The following is a 16420-nucleotide window of genomic DNA, read 5'->3' as shown; positions in this document are numbered from 1 at the left end:
GCCGCGCATGGCGGGCACCCTACGCAACCCGCCGAACTCCGGCTACAAGCCCCGCACACTGAAAGTGCCTGCGTGCATCGTTGTTCGTCTTGATCGGCCCGACATGCGATCGCGACGCGCTTGCGGGCGATCAAGACGAAGTTGCCGCTCGCTCATCGGGCATTCGTGCGCGCGGGCCATACGTGCGCTGGCCATGCGGCGTTGAGGTCGATTGGCTCACCAGAGGGACCGCGCGTGCAAGGACCGTCTTGCGGACGGTGACGGACCGGCCGTCGAGACGAGGTGTTGGTGATCGCTAGCTGAGGAGGCCGATGGTCAATCCGGCGAGGGTCGCTCCTGTGAGGTGGTAGCCGGCGGTGATTGCGCCGAAGACGTAGGGGTGTGCAGTGTGGGGTGTGAGTGCGTTTGTGAAGGAGGCCGCCGCGGCCGCGATGCCGACACCTGCTCCGCTGACAAGTCCTGCACCGACGCCGCCGCCTGCCGGGTAGATGGCGGCGATGACGACGGTCGTGACTAGCGCACCCGCGAGCGGCAGCAGGTAGTAGCCGAGTGGAAAGCGGCCGGCGTTGCGGGATCGGTCGTACCCGATTGATCGATCCCACGTTCGGCCGAACAGGGGCGTGAACCAGGCTGCCCCAAGGAGGTAATAGAGCAGACCGCCAAGAGCGGCCGCCCACCAGATGCTCATCGCCGACGGGAGGAGCGCATCGCGGGCTTCTGGATGATGTCGGGTCGGTGGGCAAGCTCCTCGTAGAGATGAGTGCCGGCGGCGACGAGCGCGACCCGGCCGTGCTGATCGTGATGGATGCCCCACCCGTACCGCTTGGGGAGAGGCGATGCGCGAAGGCAGGCCTGGTCTCTCGCGAAGAACTTCTCGCGCTCTGAGTCTCGTTCCTCCTCGGGTGTTCCGGAACGCGTCACGTGGATTTCGAACAGCACATCGTCCGAAGTCAGTTCATACGGCCTCGTGCTGAGGAGCGCATATTGAAGCGACGCAACGGTCGGCGCCGCAGTCTGGGGCGGGATGACGGCGACGCTCGTCGGAGAATCGGGGGCGATCGTGATGAGGGTGGTGCGGTAGTTGGTGGTCATGGTCTTAGCCTCTGGGCAGAGCGGAGCCGAGTCTTGGAGAATGGCGTCAATGGTCACGGAACGAACACAGAACGTGAAACCGGTCGAGCGCTCGGGAGTGCTACACCCGGTGAACGCGGAGCGCTTCTCAGCGCGATGGATAGTTCCTGGGCCGGCAGCTCGGGACGTCATCGACACCTACTGGACCGCCGAGTGGCAGTTCGCGGAGAACGAGAAGATCGATCAGCGGATCATCGACCACCCTTCGATCACCCTGAGCATCGAGCGCGGCAACGTCCTCGCGCCATTCGTCGTGTCATCGGTCAGGGCGAAAGCATGGCGGCGGACTATCAGCGGCACCGGCGATGTCTTCGCCCTCCGGCTGCGACCCGCGGGCTTGGCGGTTCTCACAGATCTTGACCCAACCGCCCTGACCGGTGAGCGCGCCTTGACTCCTGCGGACCACCGAGCGCACAGCTTGCTGGTGGCCGTCGCTGAAATGCCCGACGCCTCTAGCCGCGCCCGGCGAGCAGACGAGCTGGCGCGTGAATACCTCCAGCAGCGACCCCTCACCGCCCAGCAACGGCTTGCCAACGCGGCAGTCGATCTCCTCACCGCCCAGCCCAACGTGCGCCCAGTGTCCGATGTCGCGTCTTCATTGCAGACCAGTCCTCGGACGCTCCAACGCGCGCTCGCGTCGACTCTCGGGCGCGGACCTGCCGAGATCGCACGCCGGGTCCGCCTCCAAGAGGTCGTCCGCCGGCTCTCAGCGGAGAACGCGAGTATCACCGATGTCGCGGCCGACCTCGGCTACACCGACCAAGCCCACCTCACCAACGAGTTCCGAATCGCCACCGGAATGACTCCCGGTGAATACCTCGCGCCCAAATGACTGGACAACCAACGTCGAGCGGCTGGCCACCTGCCCGGCAAGAGTTGTCAGTTCAGTCGGTCTTCGCGAAGGCGTCTCGAGCAGGGTACGAGACGCCTTCGCAGGTGATACCGCGATGCGGCTGACTTCGCGCCACTGAGGGACCGGCATCCGGTCGCTCCTGGAGTGAGAGGTCAGGAAGGTTCGAAGTCGGGGCGTACTTCGGCTGCGGGTGCTGATGAGAGTCGCCGGCGCGAGTCTCGCCAATCGACCCGTAGATCAGCACGCTAGAGGACCGGCTTTCGCGCACCCACCGCAACGCCGTGGAGTCGCAGATATAGAAAGTGGCGAGGCCCCCGAGCGCGAAAGCATCGGGGGCCTCTAAGTCCCTGACAGGATTCGAACCTGCGACCTCCGGCTTCTCATACCGGTGCTCTATCCACTGAGCTACAGAGAGTTTGTTGAACTGCTTCGCCCTCTAGCGCAGCGAGGGGTGACTACGAGAAATCCGCCCCGTGTGTCAAGCCTGGCTGGACCCTACGAACCCACCGTCGCCTTCTCGCTTCAGACGCTTTCGACTGAGCGGCGGATTCTCGTTCCCCTCACCTCCGCATCGGCACGCTAGACGACCGGCTTACGAGCGCGCAGCAACACGATCGTGCGGAGACGAAGCTGTCACCGGCAGTCCGTAATGACTCGGTCGATCCAGCCGCGCCGTGGGAGCTCGATGATCGCATCGCGGTCGAACCAGCCCAGCTCGAGAAGCTCGTCGAGATCAGGATGCGGATCGTCCAAGAGATGGCATTCATATGCCGTTGTGACATAGCTAACCTGGTCGCCGTTCGGGTATTCGACCGTCATCGGAGCGCCGCCGTACGCGCCGACGATTCCGTCGACCCGGATTCGAGCACCCGTCTCCTCAAGAACTTCCCGGGCTACGGCGTCGAAGGGCTCCTCGCCAGGTTCGACGGCACCACCGATCAGACTCCACAGCCCTGAGTGAGAATGCCGGGCTAGCAAGAACCGATCGGCATCACGAATCACGGCGGTGACCCCTGGAAGCAGAAGTAGATCGGTTCCGATTCGCGCACGGATCGATGCGACGTAATCAGACCTCGCCATCCGCCGAGCCTAGACGCCCTCAGATCTGACGCGCTGCACGACCCACTTGCGAACCCTCTATCCCTCAGTGAGTCTCGTCGAGTGATGGACGTGGTGATTCGCGATGGCACTCCGGGTGACGCCCCGAGGCTGGCCGTACTGAAGCTCGCATGGGCGAACCGTCATGACGCGACGGTTGAAGAAAGTCAATCATTCGCCGGCGCGGAATTCCGCGGATCACCGTCAGTGCGAACGATGCTGCGGCGCGACTCTACCTGGGGACAGGTTTCGAAGCATCGCCGCGGCTCCTCGAACGTCGACTCAACCAGGAACGCTGAGGGACCCTCAACGGGCGGCGCGACGGAGCTTTGTCGCGGCAACACTCAGGCTCATATCAACGCTGGCGTGGTCCGCACGTAGGCTGGCGCGCATGGGTGCAGAGGATCTGACGTTCACCACCTCGATTGGTGTTGAGGTCAAGGGCGAGACCTGGAGCTGCGTCGAGATTCCCGGTTCGGCGGACCGGTTCGGCACCGGCAAGACCGTCCGCGTTGACGCAAGGGTCGACGATGTCGTCCTCGAGAACGTCAGTGCCATGCCCACCGGCACCGGCGGCCACATGGTGTCTCTCAACGCCAAGATTCGCAATCAGCTCGCGAAGGACATCGGTGACGAGGTCGAGGTGACGATCACGAAGAGGTGACCGCACGGTAAGTGCGCTCGGCCGACATCGCGTGGACGGTTGCCGACCTGGATGCGCGGTCAGCGACCGGCAGGCGGGCGTCCCGCATCTTGCCACGAGTCCGCTGGCCGCGTGACTAGAACCTGTCGCCAACCCGGGCGGCTGCACCGAGGGAACTGCGCCCGTTCGACAACCAAATGCGCGCAGGGCTGGCCGATAGGATCGCGTCAACGCACGGCCTCATGTCCCGTGAAGGTACCAGCGCCCATTAGCAGCCATTCCCTGCTGATGACAGAGAGGCAGCGATGGCAGGTACTACCGCCAACCTGATCGACAACCGCGACGTGACTGTTGCCCTTCTGGCAAATCCGCTCGGCTGGCGCGTTCGCGTAGTCGAAGAAATCCAAGTCGACTCGGCGACATCCTGCACGCGTCGCCGGTCGCTCCAGTCGGCGCCGCTCCGCAGCTACCTCGGTAATCTCGTACCTCGGCGAGCAACCCATGCGCTACTGGCGTTGAACGTTGCGCCGATGCCGCGCGGACCCCTGATGGATTTCGATGTCCAGGGGCCCGACGGCGATGCTTGGCTCCTACCTCGCACCGAGATCGCTGCACGACAAGCGCAGTACTTGCAGGAGCTCGCCAGTCTGTCACGAGTGCAGCTCTCAGATGAGGTGATGGGCCTACTCACGGCGGTGCTCGGGTTCACCGGCGAGCTCCTCACGGCCGGCAAACCGACTGACTTTGGCGCGTACTTCCGCGATGGGCTCGGACGACCGGTAACGGACCAGTTTCTTTCGCGCTGGAACGACATCGAGCTTCGATGTCGCACCATTCTGCGTCCTCGCCTGGACGAGTTTCATGGGTACTCGGCGCCTGAGAATCCATCGCTCGTGCTCCCCCAACTGTTCGAAACAGGGTTGGTCACAACAGACGAAGAGGCAACAGAGCTCCTCGACTCTTATGCGGCAACTCTTGAGCGACTGGACGCACAGGCACGGGAGTTCAACACCGCGGGCACCGCAGAGGAGTTCCTAACCGCGCTCGCCGATTACTCAAACTCATACGACCTCATCGTTGCCATGAAGGTGCCGCTAGATGCGCCATTCCTCGTGAAGTACTCGGAGCGGCGAGACCTCACGCTGACGCTTGGAAACCGCGGGCACCAGGATCTGGTGATTGCCGACGCTCAATCGAATCACGTGACTTTCCGCGTACCGGACGCGAACGTTAGGATCACCGAGTTCCAGGCCGATCATCCCCATTCTTCGACTCCCGCGTACGGCGCGTTTCAGTCACGGACTGACGCACAAAGCCGCGCCTTCTACGCGCATGACCCGGACCGCGACTACCGAATTAGACTCAGCTTCCGTCTGGCGTCTCTGCGGCGACTTCAGGTCGTTCCGTATCTCGCCGCTCTCCTACTCTTTGCCCTCACCGTTGCCCTATGGATCGATCGACCGACTCAGTTGGGCGACCTCGCGCTCATAGTCGGGCCTAGTGCTTTGGCTGCTTCCGTTCTGCTGACTCGAGACCCGACAACCCTCGGATCACGTCTGCGGTTCTGGAGCTCAACGTGTCTGATCGTCGCGATGGTTGCTCTCCTTGGAACTGCCGCCATCTTGTACGTGTTGGGGGCCCAATGTCCCTGATCTCCACTACCATCCGAAGAAGGAGGGTCGCATGGCAAAGAACACAGGTCGCGGATCCCGGCAAGGCGCTGTAACGGGCAGATCGCAAGTCCGCACAGCATCAGGGACGTGGGTCAAGCGCGACACTTCCACGGGACGATTCGTTCAGGCCAAGAAGTCAGGTGGCAGCTTCAAGGGAGTCCGCAAGGAGTCCTGAGTACGATTTGTCGAGGGTCGTGAGCGGACTCCGACGTTCCATCGGCGCCCACCGCCCGGATACTGATCGGCTTCCGCGACGAATAGCGTCACGATGGGCAACCGCTCAGTGGGCGGAAACCCCGCCCCCGGCATACCGCTCCGGCCCGATCGGACGGCCCCGCTTGCGCATCTCCGCAGACTCGCCGTGATGCCTGAGTGTCCGGGGGTCTCGTTAGCGTCACCTCCGTGGCAGTTATTGATGCGCTCGTCGGGCTGGATCCGGCACAGCTGGAGGCCGTCGAGCACGGCGATAGGCCGCTTGTGGTCGCGGCGGGGGCCGGCACCGGGAAGACCCGGGTGCTCACCGCAAGGGTTGCGCGGCTGCTGGAGGCAGGGATTGTCCCTGAGCGGATCCTTCTGTTGACATTCACCAGGCGCGCAGCAGGGGCGATGCTTTCTCGGGCCGCGGCAATGTGCGGCGACGCGCAGGCTGCGCAGCGCATTGCGGGCGGCACGTTTCATGCCGTCGCGCACCGCATCGTCGCCGAGCACGCGCAGCATCTGGGGCTGGAGGACGTCACGGTCATCGATCCTGACGACGTCATCGACCTGATCGATCTGCTGCGCGCAGAGCACGGGCTCGACGGCACCGAGATGCGTCTGCCCACGACACGCACCATCGCCGACATCGCGTCCCGCGCGATCAACACCACGACGCCGGCCCGCGCCGTGATCGAAGAGAAGTTTCCCTGGGCGCTTCAGCACGCCAACCAGGTCGCCGGCCTGTTGAGGCATTACCGCGACCGCAAGCGCGAGCGCGGCCTGCTTGACCTGGATGATCTGCTCATCGCCTGGCGGGCGCTGGTTGCTGATCCCGATGTCGGAGCACGGCTGCGGGCTCGCTGGGACTGGGTGCTCGTCGACGAATACCAGGATGTCAACCAGCTTCAGGTCGACATCGTGCGCGGGCTCAGTCCCGACGGCCGCGGGCTCACGGTCGTCGGCGACGACGCACAGGCGATCTACGCGTTCCGGGGCGCGAACGCCGGGCACCTGCTCGAACTCGTCGACGAGCACCCCGACGCCACGCTCGTGCGCCTGGAACGCAACTTCCGTTCCACGCAACCGATCCTCGACCTCGCGAACCAGGTGCGCCCGGGCGAACTGAAACTGCGGCTTATCGCCGACCGTCCGCAGCCGGGCGCCCGACCGACGCTGGTCAGCTGCCGCAACGCCGACGACGAGGCCCGCACAGTCGCGGACCGCATCCTCGCCGCCCACGTCGATGGCACGCCACTGCGTTCGCAGGCCGTGCTGATGCGCACCGGATCCCACAGCGCGCAACTCGAGGTCGAGCTCAAAGTGCGAGGGATCCCGTTCCACAAGTTCGGCGGAATCGGCTACCTGGAGACGTCGCATGTGCGCGATCTGCTGGCGAGCTTCCGGGTCGTGCTCAATCCGGCGGACGAGGTGTCTTGGTACCGCTTGCTCACCCGGCACCGCGCGATCGGCAAAGCGAGTGCACGCGGGCTTGCCGGGATACTCGCGGACGGGGGCGTCGATCGCGCGGCCGACGCTGTCGCGGCGGCACCGGCGAAGGCGCGCACTGGGCTCGCGTCGACCCTGTCTTTGCTTGGCGCCGTCGACTCCACCACCGCCGTGCCAGAGTTGGTCGAGGCATGCCGAGCTGCGGTGGATCCGCTGCTGCGCGCGCATTACCCGGATTGGCACCGTCGGGTGACCGAAGTCGATGGCATCGCGCAGGCCGCCGCTGAGCAGAGTGATCTGCGCACTTTCGTGAGCGAGCAGGCGATCGACCCGGTGCACGTCGCCGGTGACTGGGCGAAGCAGCCGCATCTCGACGAGGACTGGCTGACCCTGTCGACGATCCACTCCGCGAAGGGCCTGGAATGGGACACGGTGCACCTCCTGCGCGCAAATGACGGCGCGATGCCCTCGGACATGGCGCTCACCTCGCCCGCCGGTCTCGCCGAGGAAGAGCGTCTCTTCTATGTCGCGATCACCCGCGCGCGCGACGCTCTCGACGTGTACGTGCCGTCGCGGCTGCCCACGCATCCCACCGCGTTCCTGGCCAAGCACGTCGCAGCCAAGCCCAGCAGGTTCCTGACCGAGCCCGCGAGCGCTCTCATGGAGTCGGTCAGCACCGCCGCCGTCACCTCCGAGCCTGCGATCAAGCGGACCGTCACGGCGCCTCGCGTGCGCACGGACGCGTTCGACGAACTGTTCACCTGATCCGCATCGGCCTTTCTCTCCGCGGGCGTACAGCCCAGCGGCAGCGGAGGGGCAGCGGAGGGGCTTCCCGAGAGCCGTGGTTGATCTGGACGGACGGCCATTAAGTCAAGCAAGTTTGCCTTGCGGACCGGAATCCGGCGCTCCTCGCGTACCCAACCGTCCCGCTTGCGCAGCGCCGGGATAGGGATGAAGATCGGGCGTGACCACCGAACTCGCACGCAGGTCGCAACGCTAGGGCTGCATCAGCTCACGTCCGCCCGTCGCCGATCGTCGTCATGCCGAGAGCGGTAACACGAGCTGTTCACGACCGGCAGTGACGTAGCCCAGCTGGGTGAAGAGGGCGCGCATGACGGCCTTGCCCAACTCGAGCGGCACGGCATTCCCGAGTTGACGCTGGACGTCGGCGCGCGTTGCAGGTGTCACGAAGTTGTCAGGGAATGACATCAGTCGGAGGAGTTCTCGAACACGCAGCCTTCGAGCTCGTGGGCCATCAGGCGTATCCATGTTTTCCCAGTGGAAGGGACCGACGTATGGCCCAGGTTGCGCTTGCAGTGTGGAGGAGGGTCGGTTCGGATCGAGCCTCAAGAGGAATGTCCAGTAGCGGCTGCGCCACTCGAAATGGTCTCGTCCGCCATATCGCTCCGTATGCCAGAGGTAGTTCTGGCCCCCTGGAATCTCCGCCGCGAGCTCCCCGTACGCCCCGCCGACGAACTCGTCCATCGCCGCGGTCGCAGGCAAGCCAGCGAATGCCTCCCTCGCTGTGACATGCGGCACCTTCGTCTTGTCGAAGACACGAGTGTGCTCGCTCCAGCCCGAGTGCGTCGGCACCGGAAATTCGAACTTTCCCCCGTCGCGTCGACCGACGACGAACACGCGCCGTCGAAGTTGCGGGACCCCGTAGTCCGCGGCGAGGAGCACCTTCCATTGCGGGTTGTAGCCGAGATCCGTCAGACCCCTGAGGAGCCGGTCGAACTGAGCCTTGTGAGTCTTATACGTAAGCCCCTGGACGTTCTCGAGCACGAACGCCTCTGGGCGGGTGTCCCGCACGACACGGACGTATTCGTCGAGAAGTGATGCGTTCGGATCTCGACTCTCGCGCTTCTGCTCGAGCCAGAAGCCAGACTTCGAGAACGGTGTGCACGGTGGTCCGCCGACCACGACGGTCGGCTCGCCGGAACGAAGTCCGGCTATCTCAAGAAGTTGATCTGACGCGAGGTTACGAATGTCCCCGTTAATAGACGTCGCGTGCGGAAAGTTGTTGGCGAGCGTTGCGAGGGCGGGAGCGTTGTAGTCCGTGGCGACGTGGACGCGAGCGATCCCGCTGCCTGGATCCTCTGCTACGAGCGGCTCAGCATCTGCCCGCTCAACGGCGAGATCCAGTCCGCCCGCGCCAGAGAAGAGGCTGATGACGGGGAGTGCTTCGCTCACGCTAACCTCAAGATCGGGAACCAATACGGGGTATGGCCAATTATCGTTTACGCCTATCCTGCGTGGAGGCTCCGACACCCGCTCAACAGGAGGTCGGGCTCGGCTGGAGGAATGGTTTGGCGAATCCGCCTGTCGAAGATCTAGCCGGTCGCATCTATGCCCGCGTGTACCCGGCGAGCAGACGACGTGACCTGCACGCTCTTCTCCGCAAGTCCATCGAGCGTAGCGGTGGTCGAGTCATCTGGCAGAGCAGTCATACACGCGCCCCGTTCTATTTTGGGGTGCAGAGCGATCGCGGGGACAGCCTCGGACTATTGATCTACCCGGTCAGGCTCACTAACGTGCCGACCAAGAACCGGCCGGAAGATGAGCACCACGCCCAGGTCAAATTCGGCGATGAATCTCAGTGGAGATCCGAGCTGCATCCCGTCGCGTTCGATGTCGCGGGCGTCGACACGACATTGTTCCTCGGCATCAACGCCTCCGAAGAGAAGTTCGTTGGGCTCGACCCTTCGCTGTGGAACCCGATGCCGCTAGGCGTCTCGTTTTACGCGTACAACCGAGACTTCGATCAGATGGGTGACGCCGGATGGCACGCGTGGGAAGTAGATACGCGAAGCGGCAACCGCAACAGCGCACGCACACCCGAGGGCTTTGAGTCGCGCGTGGCCTTCACTCCGGACCGACTATTGGACTTCGCCCGCTTCGAGCGGCGCGCCACAGAGCTCGGACTAGATACCGCCCTGAGGGTCAACCTCGCCGAGAAATTCCGGGACCCGAAGTTCGCCGGACAGGTAGCCCAGAGCACTCACCCTCTCGAAAAGCAGTTCGGGCTGTCAGCCCCCAAAATCCTCGACTTGATCTCAGAGCGACGGATGCTCACTACTGCGGTCAAGGGTGGCGTTGCCGAAGCGCACCTACAAGCGTTACTGGAGAATGACCCCGCCGTTGATACAGCCACCCGACGAACGGATGATCGCGGAGCCGACTTTGACGTGACCCTCACGTCGAAGTCCACGTACATCGTGGAATGCAAGAACGTCAGTCCGACCCGCCTCGCGGACGGAACCATCCAGGTTGAGACGCAGCGAACGCGCAATAGCAAAGACGATCCAACGGGGAGGCTTTACAGCTTCGACGCGTTCGACGTGGTCGCGGCGTGCATGTTCTCCGTGACCGGGAAATGGGAGTTCAAGTACGCCAAAACTGCGTGGCTGACACCTCACGCAAAGTTCCCGACATTCCTCGCGACGAAACAGGCCGTCGATGGCAGGTGGAAGGACAGCATCCACGACCTCGAGGTGTCGACCGAGGTTGCCCATAGGATTCCGCGAAAGGGCGCGCCCCGCTGAGGGATGCCTCACCGCGCACGGGAGTGGGGCTGATCGCGACGGCCTGTAGCCCACCGAGCGAAATGGTGCGGGTTGGGGTGGCGGTTGCCGTCGTCGTGGTCCTCGAGGTTGATGCAGCCCGCCGCGATCCCGCGCAGCGGTCACCGCGCCCGTCCGAGTCTCCGTGTTGAAAATCTGGCTCTACAGTCCTGGGCGGATCAGGTATGCGGTCGCGCGACTGTGATCGGCACTCCCTTCGAGCGGAGGACGCCAGCTCCGCTGCCGGCGGAGCGACTGCCACCTAGACTGACGGCGAGGTGATCCGTGGCGGACAATTCGAGGTTGGACTGGCGTGTAGGTGACGTTCTCGCCTTTGAGCAGATGCGACAGCTGTCCGACCTCGTCGTCGCTCGCATGGTTCTTTCCGACCGGTCTCGGGCGCTGGCGGAGCGTCGACGGACTCTGGCGACGAACGGTTATGACCGTGCCGCAGTGGACGCGCGAAGCCGGGAGTTGGCGGAGTTGCTACGGGAGGTGCTCGAATGACCGTCCCGCTGCCACCGGACTCGGCTGAGGCTCGGATCGCTACTGCACTCACGGGCGTGTTCGAAAGCGTCTCGCCCTCCCCGGCGCCGGATGCGGTGCTCTTGATAGGCGGCCCTGGGTCGGTACCCGCACGGGCAGTGGCGCAGATCGTTGCTGAGTCGTCAGAACCGATGGCGATCCTCCAGATCGAGGACCTTGCAGCGCTTCTCGGTGGTGCCGGCCGGAACGAAGCGGCCGAGACCTTCCGGACGGGGCTGCTTCACGCGCAGCGCGAGAAGCTGCCCCTTATCGTTGATGATCCACAGGTTGCCGGTTCGCCCAATGGGCCTCTGGAGGCGTTCAAGGCTGCCGGTTTTTCGACGCGAGTCGTTCTGGCGGTGGAACGCGACAGCACGAGCGCTCTGACGGCTTCGGCACGACAGCTACGTAGTGGCGCCCTCGGTGCGCACAGCACTCTCACTCAGAGCGTCGCCGAGCAGTGGGATCCGATCATGGAGACGCTGCGGGGCATCCCCACCACGACTCTGGACCGGGTGACGGTGCTCGACGGAGATGGGGCGCCAATGTACGACGGGCCCCCCTCGAGTAAGGCGTGGGCGGCGGTGCGGGACGCCCGCCATGCACCGTTGTCCGGCATGCAAGGAATCGCCTGGCTCAGCGAGCTGCGGCGCATTGGGGAGTACGTGAGGTCTGCCCGCCAGTCGATCAGTCGAGACGATGTCGCCCTGGTCGAGCAGCTGTACGCCGTGGCCCAGAAGCGAGTGCTCCCTGAACTGCCGATCCGACCCGACTCCACGGCCGCGACCGTGCAGCGCGATCGAATTCGGGTAGAACGGGCGCACCTCAAGCGACTGATCCTCGACCTCGACCGCGATCATGACGCGCCCGGCACGGCCCGCCCCAACGGTCCTGACGTTGCCCTCTAGCGGGAGCAGCGCCGAACTACGCGGAAAATGTCGGCGCAGCCCCCGTGCATTGCTTGCGGCGGGTTAGGTGCTCACTGCGGCGAGGCCGTTGGAGAGGCGTTCGCGGTTGGCGGTGGGGTCGGTAATGGTGCTGCTGACGAGCCACGTGAAGGTGGTCTCAGCGGCGGACGAGACCTCACCCTTGAGGGGTTCGAGGCACCAGCGGACATCGTCACGCAGGCTGTAGCCCGGTTGCGTGTCTTCCTTGCCGTCGTAGTACGAAAGCGCCGCGACGGCGACGCGGTAGGTGACGGCTTCAGTGATTGCGCGGTCGATCATTAGGTTTCCTTCGTGTTGGTTTGAGGGTAGAGCCGCTCGCCGTTCAGAGGCTGCGGGGTTGTGGAGAGCCGGACGGAGGATGCGGTGACTGGTGCGTCTGCGGCGCCTCTCGAGTGCGGGGCTGTGTGCGGAGTCGGTCGTTGATGACGCGGGCGATGGCGTCCATGCGGGCCTCCTCCGCCGCCTGTTTCGCGCGTAGGGCTTGTCGTTCCTTTTCGAGGCGCTCCTGGAGTTCCTTGTCCGCGTGGTGGCGATGCACAGCCCGGGCCCGTTCTGATTCCTGGTGCCATGCGTGGACGAGTTGCTCCGGGGTCGGCCCTCCGAATCCGAGGTGCGCAAGCTCCTCCGCCGTTCTGCGCCGGGAGAAGAACGCGTCAGCTGCGGCACGGTTTTGCAGCTTCTCCGTACCCGAGGCCTTGTGGAGGCGGGTGGGTGGGAGGCCGCTGGCTCGGCGGTGCCGTTCGCGCTGTTTCCACCGGCGGTTCGCGGCGAGGATCTTCTCCCGGTTCGCTTGGTAGTAGCCGCGCCGTTGCTGCCGCACGGCCTCCCGGTTCTTCTCGAGGTACGCACGAGAAGCCGCACGCATCCGCTCCGGGTCGCGCAGGTACCGCTCTCGCTTCTGCGCGTTGAGCTTCTCGCGGTTCTTTGCCCAGTAGGCGCGCGCTTGCTCCCTACGCCTATGACGGTAGCCCTCGGGATCAGCAGCCATCTGGCGTTCTATGTATCGAAGCTGGTGCTGGCGTGCGCGCTGCCGTTCATATTCAGGATCGGCTTGCACACGGCGGCGCCACGCCGCGTAGCGCTTCCTTCGATTGCGCTCACGCGGCTTCACGACCTTCTGGTAGTACTCGCGACGCTTCTCGCGGAGCTCCTCCCTGTGTTCCGCCTTATACGCACGGCTCTGCTCGGCGATCTTCTCCCGGTTCGCAGCCCGCCAGCGACGAGCCGCCTCCTTCTCCCGTTCCTGCGCCTCTACTCGGTCCTCTGCCGAGCTATCCGCCGGGGTCATCCCAGCCCCCTCGACCCGTCGGCTGCTCGACCCGGTGGCGCAGGCGATGTCCGTCCCGGACTGCCGGTGCGCTGCGCGAGTCTCTCGATCAGGTCCGGCCGGAATCCGCTCCAGTGGTTCTCGGGCTCGTCATCGACCACGACTACGGGGGCCTGGGAGTACCCGAGGTCCGAAGTCACGAACTCCCGGGCTGCGTCGCTTCCGGAGTCCGAGAGATCGATCACCGTTGTTTTCACACCGACGCGGTCCAGGGCGACGCAGGTCGCCCAGCACTGTTTGCACTGCGGGCCAGTCGAGTAGACCGTGACAGAGATCGTCATGATCGCTGCCCCTTCGCCAGTTGGGGACTCTCGGACTCCGAGAGGCCGGCACCCCCGTGATCGGGGACTGTCGGGGTCTTATCCGAGCTGCCCGATCTCGGCAGCGGCGTGGTGCTGCTGTGTCGTTCGCCGAGGCGGGCGACGTTCCTAAGGATGGAGTCGGCTAGTTCCTCTTCGGTGGAGCCGTCGAGGAGATCCTGGTTGTCGAGGAGCAGGTCGATGGCGATGCGCACGAGGGTGTTCTCTGTGATGCGCTCTGTCCGCACACGTCGTTGCCTCATCCTGTGCCGGGCCAGAGCAGCCAGACTCGTGAGCTGATCGGCACGAAGGAGGGTCTCCTTGCGCGTCAGGCGCCGGTACCTTGGGCCATCGGTGGTGTCCGCGCTCGTCGGGCTCGTCGGTTGCGTGGCGATCCGTGACCGCACGTCGGTGAACTGGGAGGCGAGGTCGATGCGAGCCATGACACGTCACCCCGCCATCCATGTCGAAGCAAGCCGGCCCACCAACTCGTAGGCGACGGCGGTGACATCCGAGATCGCCTTCGCGGTCCGACGCGTATCCGGAACCGCAGTGATCACTTCGCCGCTCAGGGATGCGTGCGCGTGCAGCAGATACTGACGGAAGTAGGCCGCGAATCGGGGCGACTCGAGACGTTCGTCAATAAGGCGCTCGAGGTCCGGCAGCTGGTGGGGCACGCGCGGGTCAATCCGATTCATCAGCACCGCGTATGGCACACCCCGAGGCCTGATCAGCCGATCGATGGTGCGGACCGTTGGGCCGACGGCGAGGGGTTCGGGCGGTAGTGGAACGATCACGAAGTCTGCGAGGTCAAGCACCGTCTCTAGGGTGCGCGTGTCTTCCAAGCTCCCCGGCGTGTCAACGATGACCACGTCAAACCGTGAACCGACTTCCCTCAGCCTGGAGATTTGATCGAAGGCGGGAATGGCTGCGTAGTCGAACGGGAGGTCGCCTCCCGCGTTCTCCGCCCACCAAGCCGCCGACTGCTGCGGGTCGACGTCCACGAGCAAGATCTGCAACCGTCGCGACAGTGAGGCCGCGAGCTGCACCGCGACCGTGGTCTTGCCAACGCCGCCCTTCTGATTGGCGACGGCGATCAGTCGCATATCTGTGTCGGTTCCCACTACGAACTCCTCACGCTGACTTAGGGGTTGACTTTGAGTGTGTACGTGAAGTATCCAGTTAGTCAAGAGTGGATAGCTAGTTTATTCACTATCCGAACGGTGAGAACGAGGAGAGGACAATGACCACGAAAGCGACGAACACCTCCAGCGCATGGCGGCCGCTGAAGGCCGACGCAAGCGGAGCGCGTGACATGACCGGCACCACGAGGACGGTGGCCGCCGCTGTCGACGCCGAAGACGCGCCAACACCGGCCGGCAAGCGCTCGCCAGCCGAGGACGAGTGTTTCTTCTACTCCGAAGCGGAGACGGCGGCGCACATCGGCATACACCGGACAACCCTGCGCATGCTTGCGCTTGCCGGGAAGGCACCTGTCGAAGCGATCCACGTGACGGAGCATCGACGGGTGTATCGCAAGCGCGACGTGCATCGCCTGGCCGGGCTTGAGACGTGATCGAGGAGCGGCGGACGAAAGAGGGGAAGAAGTACTACTTCGTCCGAGTGAAGTCTGGAAGGATCCAGGTCGCTACGCGCGCGTTCGACACCAAGCGGGCGGCCGAGGTGTGGGAGCGGGAGCAGAAACATCGCATCGCGACCGGCAAACCGCTCCCCGCCAAGCGATCCTTCACGCTGCAAGACCTCGTCGGCGAGTTCCTTGAAGCCCGCAAGAACGGCAACCCGCATACGTTTGATACCGACCGGGACAACGTCGCCGCGCTCCCCCCCGCCCTTCTCAGACGAGCCCTCGCGTCCGTTCATGCGGAGGACATTCGCGAACACCTCCTGTCCGAGCTTCGACGCGGGTTGAAGCCATCTACCGTGGCGCGGACACGCACGACCCTCAGTGCCCTCTTCACGTTCGCGGACTCACAAGGTTTGCTTCACCAGCCGCACCCGGTCAGAACCGCGCGAGCCATCCCGGAGCTGACTGCACCCGCTCTGCGCGCGGTGAGCCCCGCCGACGTGCCCGATCCGGCGCAACTTGCACGGGCGATCGAGGGCGTCCGGACCCGTCGAGGGGACATCGCCGACGTGTACGAGTTCATGTCAATCACTGGGCTTCGATGGGGCGAGACCCGCGCAGTCAGAGTGTTCTGGCTGCACGAGGAGCCCTTCCCGCAACTCGTCGCATATCGATCCCACTCCGATCGATACGAGGAGAAAGACCCCAAGTCGTGGCGCGGCACTCGACGTGCGATTCCCCTCTCCCCTCGAGCAGTCGCGATCTTCCGTCAGTACGCACAAGGGAAGCACCCCGACGACTATCTCTTCTCGAACAGGCTCGGCCAGCAACTGACGGTCTCGACGATCCGGAAGTATCCCCTCGGCTTTCGTCGCCACGCGCTTCGCCACTACGCGGCGTCCCGGTGGCTGCGGCTCGGCACTCCCGCACACGAGGTCGCTGAGTACCTGGGAGACGATCCGCGGACGGTGCTCGCTGTCTACGCGCACATCCTCGGAGAGGGCCAACGCCGCGCTCATCTTCAGCGTCTCACCGACGCAGAGGCGGCAGAATCGGCCGGGGGTCACCTGGGGGTCACCTGGGGCCTGCACGGCCCATCTGACGGGATCGACCGATAACACCGCCAAAACCA

The 16420-nt window shown here is 64.6% G+C and carries 17 protein-coding genes and 1 tRNA gene; 8 read left to right on the top strand and 10 right to left on the bottom strand.

What is annotated here, in order from left to right; all coding sequences use genetic code 11:
• Positions 1-295: 295 nt before the first annotated feature.
• Positions 296-688: a DUF1761 family protein gene (locus tag AC2DGY_RS01795; protein WP_484507987.1), complete on the bottom strand. Its 393-nt coding sequence runs from the start codon at positions 686-688 to the stop codon at positions 296-298.
• Complete coding sequence (locus AC2DGY_RS01790; protein ID WP_484507986.1) at positions 685-1092, bottom strand: DUF6157 family protein; 408 nt, start codon at positions 1090-1092, stop codon at positions 685-687. Before AC2DGY_RS01790 ends, AC2DGY_RS01795 begins: the two co-directional genes overlap by 4 nt.
• On the opposite strand from AC2DGY_RS01790, the gene AC2DGY_RS01785 reads away from it, so the two are divergent.
• Positions 1091-1963 carry a helix-turn-helix transcriptional regulator gene (locus AC2DGY_RS01785; protein WP_484507985.1) on the top strand — a complete coding sequence of 291 codons (873 nt, stop codon included), beginning with the start codon at positions 1091-1093 and terminating at the stop codon, positions 1961-1963. The two genes, AC2DGY_RS01790 and AC2DGY_RS01785, sit on opposite strands and share 2 nt — an antisense overlap.
• 363 nt (positions 1964-2326) lie before the next feature.
• On the opposite strand, the gene AC2DGY_RS01780 is transcribed toward AC2DGY_RS01785, so the two are convergent.
• A tRNA-Leu gene (locus AC2DGY_RS01780) sits at positions 2327-2398 on the bottom strand.
• Between the two features lie 219 nt (positions 2399-2617).
• Positions 2618-3064, bottom strand: coding sequence for an NUDIX domain-containing protein (locus tag AC2DGY_RS01775; RefSeq protein ID WP_484507984.1), 447 nt, complete (start codon positions 3062-3064; stop codon positions 2618-2620).
• 409 nt (positions 3065-3473) lie between these two features.
• On the opposite strand from AC2DGY_RS01775, the gene AC2DGY_RS01770 reads away from it, so the two are divergent.
• The 3 genes from AC2DGY_RS01770 to AC2DGY_RS01760 all read left to right on the top strand — a co-directional run bounded on the left by AC2DGY_RS01770 (position 3474) and on the right by AC2DGY_RS01760 (position 7807).
• The gene (locus AC2DGY_RS01770) at positions 3474-3746 is read left to right on the top strand and encodes a DUF1905 domain-containing protein (RefSeq protein WP_484507983.1); all 273 of its coding nucleotides are present in this window, start codon (positions 3474-3476) and stop codon (positions 3744-3746) included.
• A 284-nt stretch (positions 3747-4030) separates the two neighbouring features.
• A complete protein-coding gene (locus AC2DGY_RS01765; protein WP_484507982.1) occupies positions 4031-5377 on the top strand; it encodes a hypothetical protein in 1347 nt (448 codons plus the stop codon).
• Positions 5378-5770: 393 nt separating this feature from the next.
• Entirely contained in the window at positions 5771-7807 is a 2037-nt protein-coding gene (locus AC2DGY_RS01760; RefSeq protein ID WP_484507981.1) for an ATP-dependent helicase, read from the top strand.
• Between the two features lie 273 nt (positions 7808-8080).
• Here AC2DGY_RS01760 and AC2DGY_RS01755 read toward each other — a convergent pair whose 3' ends face one another.
• The gene (locus tag AC2DGY_RS01755; protein WP_484507980.1) at positions 8081-9235 is read right to left on the bottom strand and encodes a DNA cytosine methyltransferase; all 1155 of its coding nucleotides are present in this window, start codon (positions 9233-9235) and stop codon (positions 8081-8083) included.
• Between the two features lie 32 nt (positions 9236-9267).
• Here AC2DGY_RS01755 and AC2DGY_RS01750 point away from each other — a divergent pair, with 32 nt between their 5' ends.
• On the top strand, positions 9268-10587 hold the full coding sequence (locus AC2DGY_RS01750; RefSeq protein WP_484507979.1) for a hypothetical protein: 1320 nt from the start codon (positions 9268-9270) through the stop codon (positions 10585-10587).
• Positions 10588-11249: 662 nt separating this feature from the next.
• Positions 11250-12038 carry a hypothetical protein gene (locus AC2DGY_RS01745; RefSeq protein WP_484507978.1) on the top strand — a complete coding sequence of 263 codons (789 nt, stop codon included), beginning with the start codon at positions 11250-11252 and terminating at the stop codon, positions 12036-12038.
• A gap of 63 nt (positions 12039-12101) precedes the next feature.
• Here AC2DGY_RS01745 and AC2DGY_RS01740 read toward each other — a convergent pair whose 3' ends face one another.
• From AC2DGY_RS01740 to AC2DGY_RS01720, 5 genes are read right to left on the bottom strand one after another with little or no spacing between them, the layout of a single operon-like run.
• A complete protein-coding gene (locus AC2DGY_RS01740; protein WP_484507977.1) occupies positions 12102-12356 on the bottom strand; it encodes a hypothetical protein in 255 nt (84 codons plus the stop codon).
• A 43-nt stretch (positions 12357-12399) separates the two neighbouring features.
• Complete coding sequence (locus AC2DGY_RS01735; protein WP_484507976.1) at positions 12400-13365, bottom strand: hypothetical protein; 966 nt, start codon at positions 13363-13365, stop codon at positions 12400-12402.
• A complete protein-coding gene (locus AC2DGY_RS01730) occupies positions 13362-13685 on the bottom strand; it encodes a glutaredoxin family protein (protein WP_484507975.1) in 324 nt (107 codons plus the stop codon). Before AC2DGY_RS01730 ends, AC2DGY_RS01735 begins: the two co-directional genes overlap by 4 nt.
• Positions 13682-14146 carry a hypothetical protein gene (locus tag AC2DGY_RS01725; RefSeq protein ID WP_484507974.1) on the bottom strand — a complete coding sequence of 155 codons (465 nt, stop codon included), beginning with the start codon at positions 14144-14146 and terminating at the stop codon, positions 13682-13684. The genes AC2DGY_RS01730 and AC2DGY_RS01725 overlap by 4 nt, the downstream gene beginning before the upstream one ends.
• Positions 14147-14152: 6 nt before the next feature.
• Positions 14153-14827 carry an AAA family ATPase gene (locus tag AC2DGY_RS01720; RefSeq protein ID WP_484507973.1) on the bottom strand — a complete coding sequence of 225 codons (675 nt, stop codon included), beginning with the start codon at positions 14825-14827 and terminating at the stop codon, positions 14153-14155.
• Positions 14828-14946: 119 nt separating this feature from the next.
• Between AC2DGY_RS01720 and AC2DGY_RS01715 the strand changes: the two genes are divergently transcribed.
• The gene (locus AC2DGY_RS01715; RefSeq protein WP_484507972.1) at positions 14947-15279 is read left to right on the top strand and encodes a hypothetical protein; all 333 of its coding nucleotides are present in this window, start codon (positions 14947-14949) and stop codon (positions 15277-15279) included.
• Positions 15276-16406 (top strand): tyrosine-type recombinase/integrase, encoded by a 1131-nt coding sequence (locus tag AC2DGY_RS01710; RefSeq protein ID WP_484507971.1) that lies wholly within the window; start codon positions 15276-15278, stop codon positions 16404-16406. The genes AC2DGY_RS01715 and AC2DGY_RS01710 overlap by 4 nt, the downstream gene beginning before the upstream one ends.
• The last annotated feature ends 14 nt before the right edge of the window (positions 16407-16420 follow it).

The organism is Microbacterium sp. Z6_144 (genome assembly GCF_057197625.1).
Note: the sequence above shows the minus strand (reverse complement) of the source record. Positions and strands in the feature narration are given on the sequence as shown.

Coding starts and splice junctions, on each gene's coding strand:
- AC2DGY_RS01795 (WP_484507987.1), bottom strand. CDS start 688: ATGAGCATCTGGTGGGCGGCCGCTCTTGGCGGTCTGCTCTATTACCTC.
- AC2DGY_RS01785 (WP_484507985.1), top strand. CDS start 1,091: ATGGTCTTAGCCTCTGGGCAGAGCGGAGCCGAGTCTTGGAGAATGGCG.
- AC2DGY_RS01790 (WP_484507986.1), bottom strand. CDS start 1,092: ATGACCACCAACTACCGCACCACCCTCATCACGATCGCCCCCGATTCT.
- AC2DGY_RS01775 (WP_484507984.1), bottom strand. CDS start 3,064: ATGGCGAGGTCTGATTACGTCGCATCGATCCGTGCGCGAATCGGAACC.
- AC2DGY_RS01770 (WP_484507983.1), top strand. CDS start 3,474: ATGGGTGCAGAGGATCTGACGTTCACCACCTCGATTGGTGTTGAGGTC.
- AC2DGY_RS01765 (WP_484507982.1), top strand. CDS start 4,031: ATGGCAGGTACTACCGCCAACCTGATCGACAACCGCGACGTGACTGTT.
- AC2DGY_RS01750 (WP_484507979.1), top strand. CDS start 9,268: ATGGCCAATTATCGTTTACGCCTATCCTGCGTGGAGGCTCCGACACCC.
- AC2DGY_RS01740 (WP_484507977.1), bottom strand. CDS start 12,356: ATGATCGACCGCGCAATCACTGAAGCCGTCACCTACCGCGTCGCCGTC.
- AC2DGY_RS01735 (WP_484507976.1), bottom strand. CDS start 13,365: ATGACCCCGGCGGATAGCTCGGCAGAGGACCGAGTAGAGGCGCAGGAA.
- AC2DGY_RS01730 (WP_484507975.1), bottom strand. CDS start 13,685: ATGACGATCTCTGTCACGGTCTACTCGACTGGCCCGCAGTGCAAACAG.
- AC2DGY_RS01725 (WP_484507974.1), bottom strand. CDS start 14,146: ATGGCTCGCATCGACCTCGCCTCCCAGTTCACCGACGTGCGGTCACGG.
- AC2DGY_RS01715 (WP_484507972.1), top strand. CDS start 14,947: ATGACCACGAAAGCGACGAACACCTCCAGCGCATGGCGGCCGCTGAAG.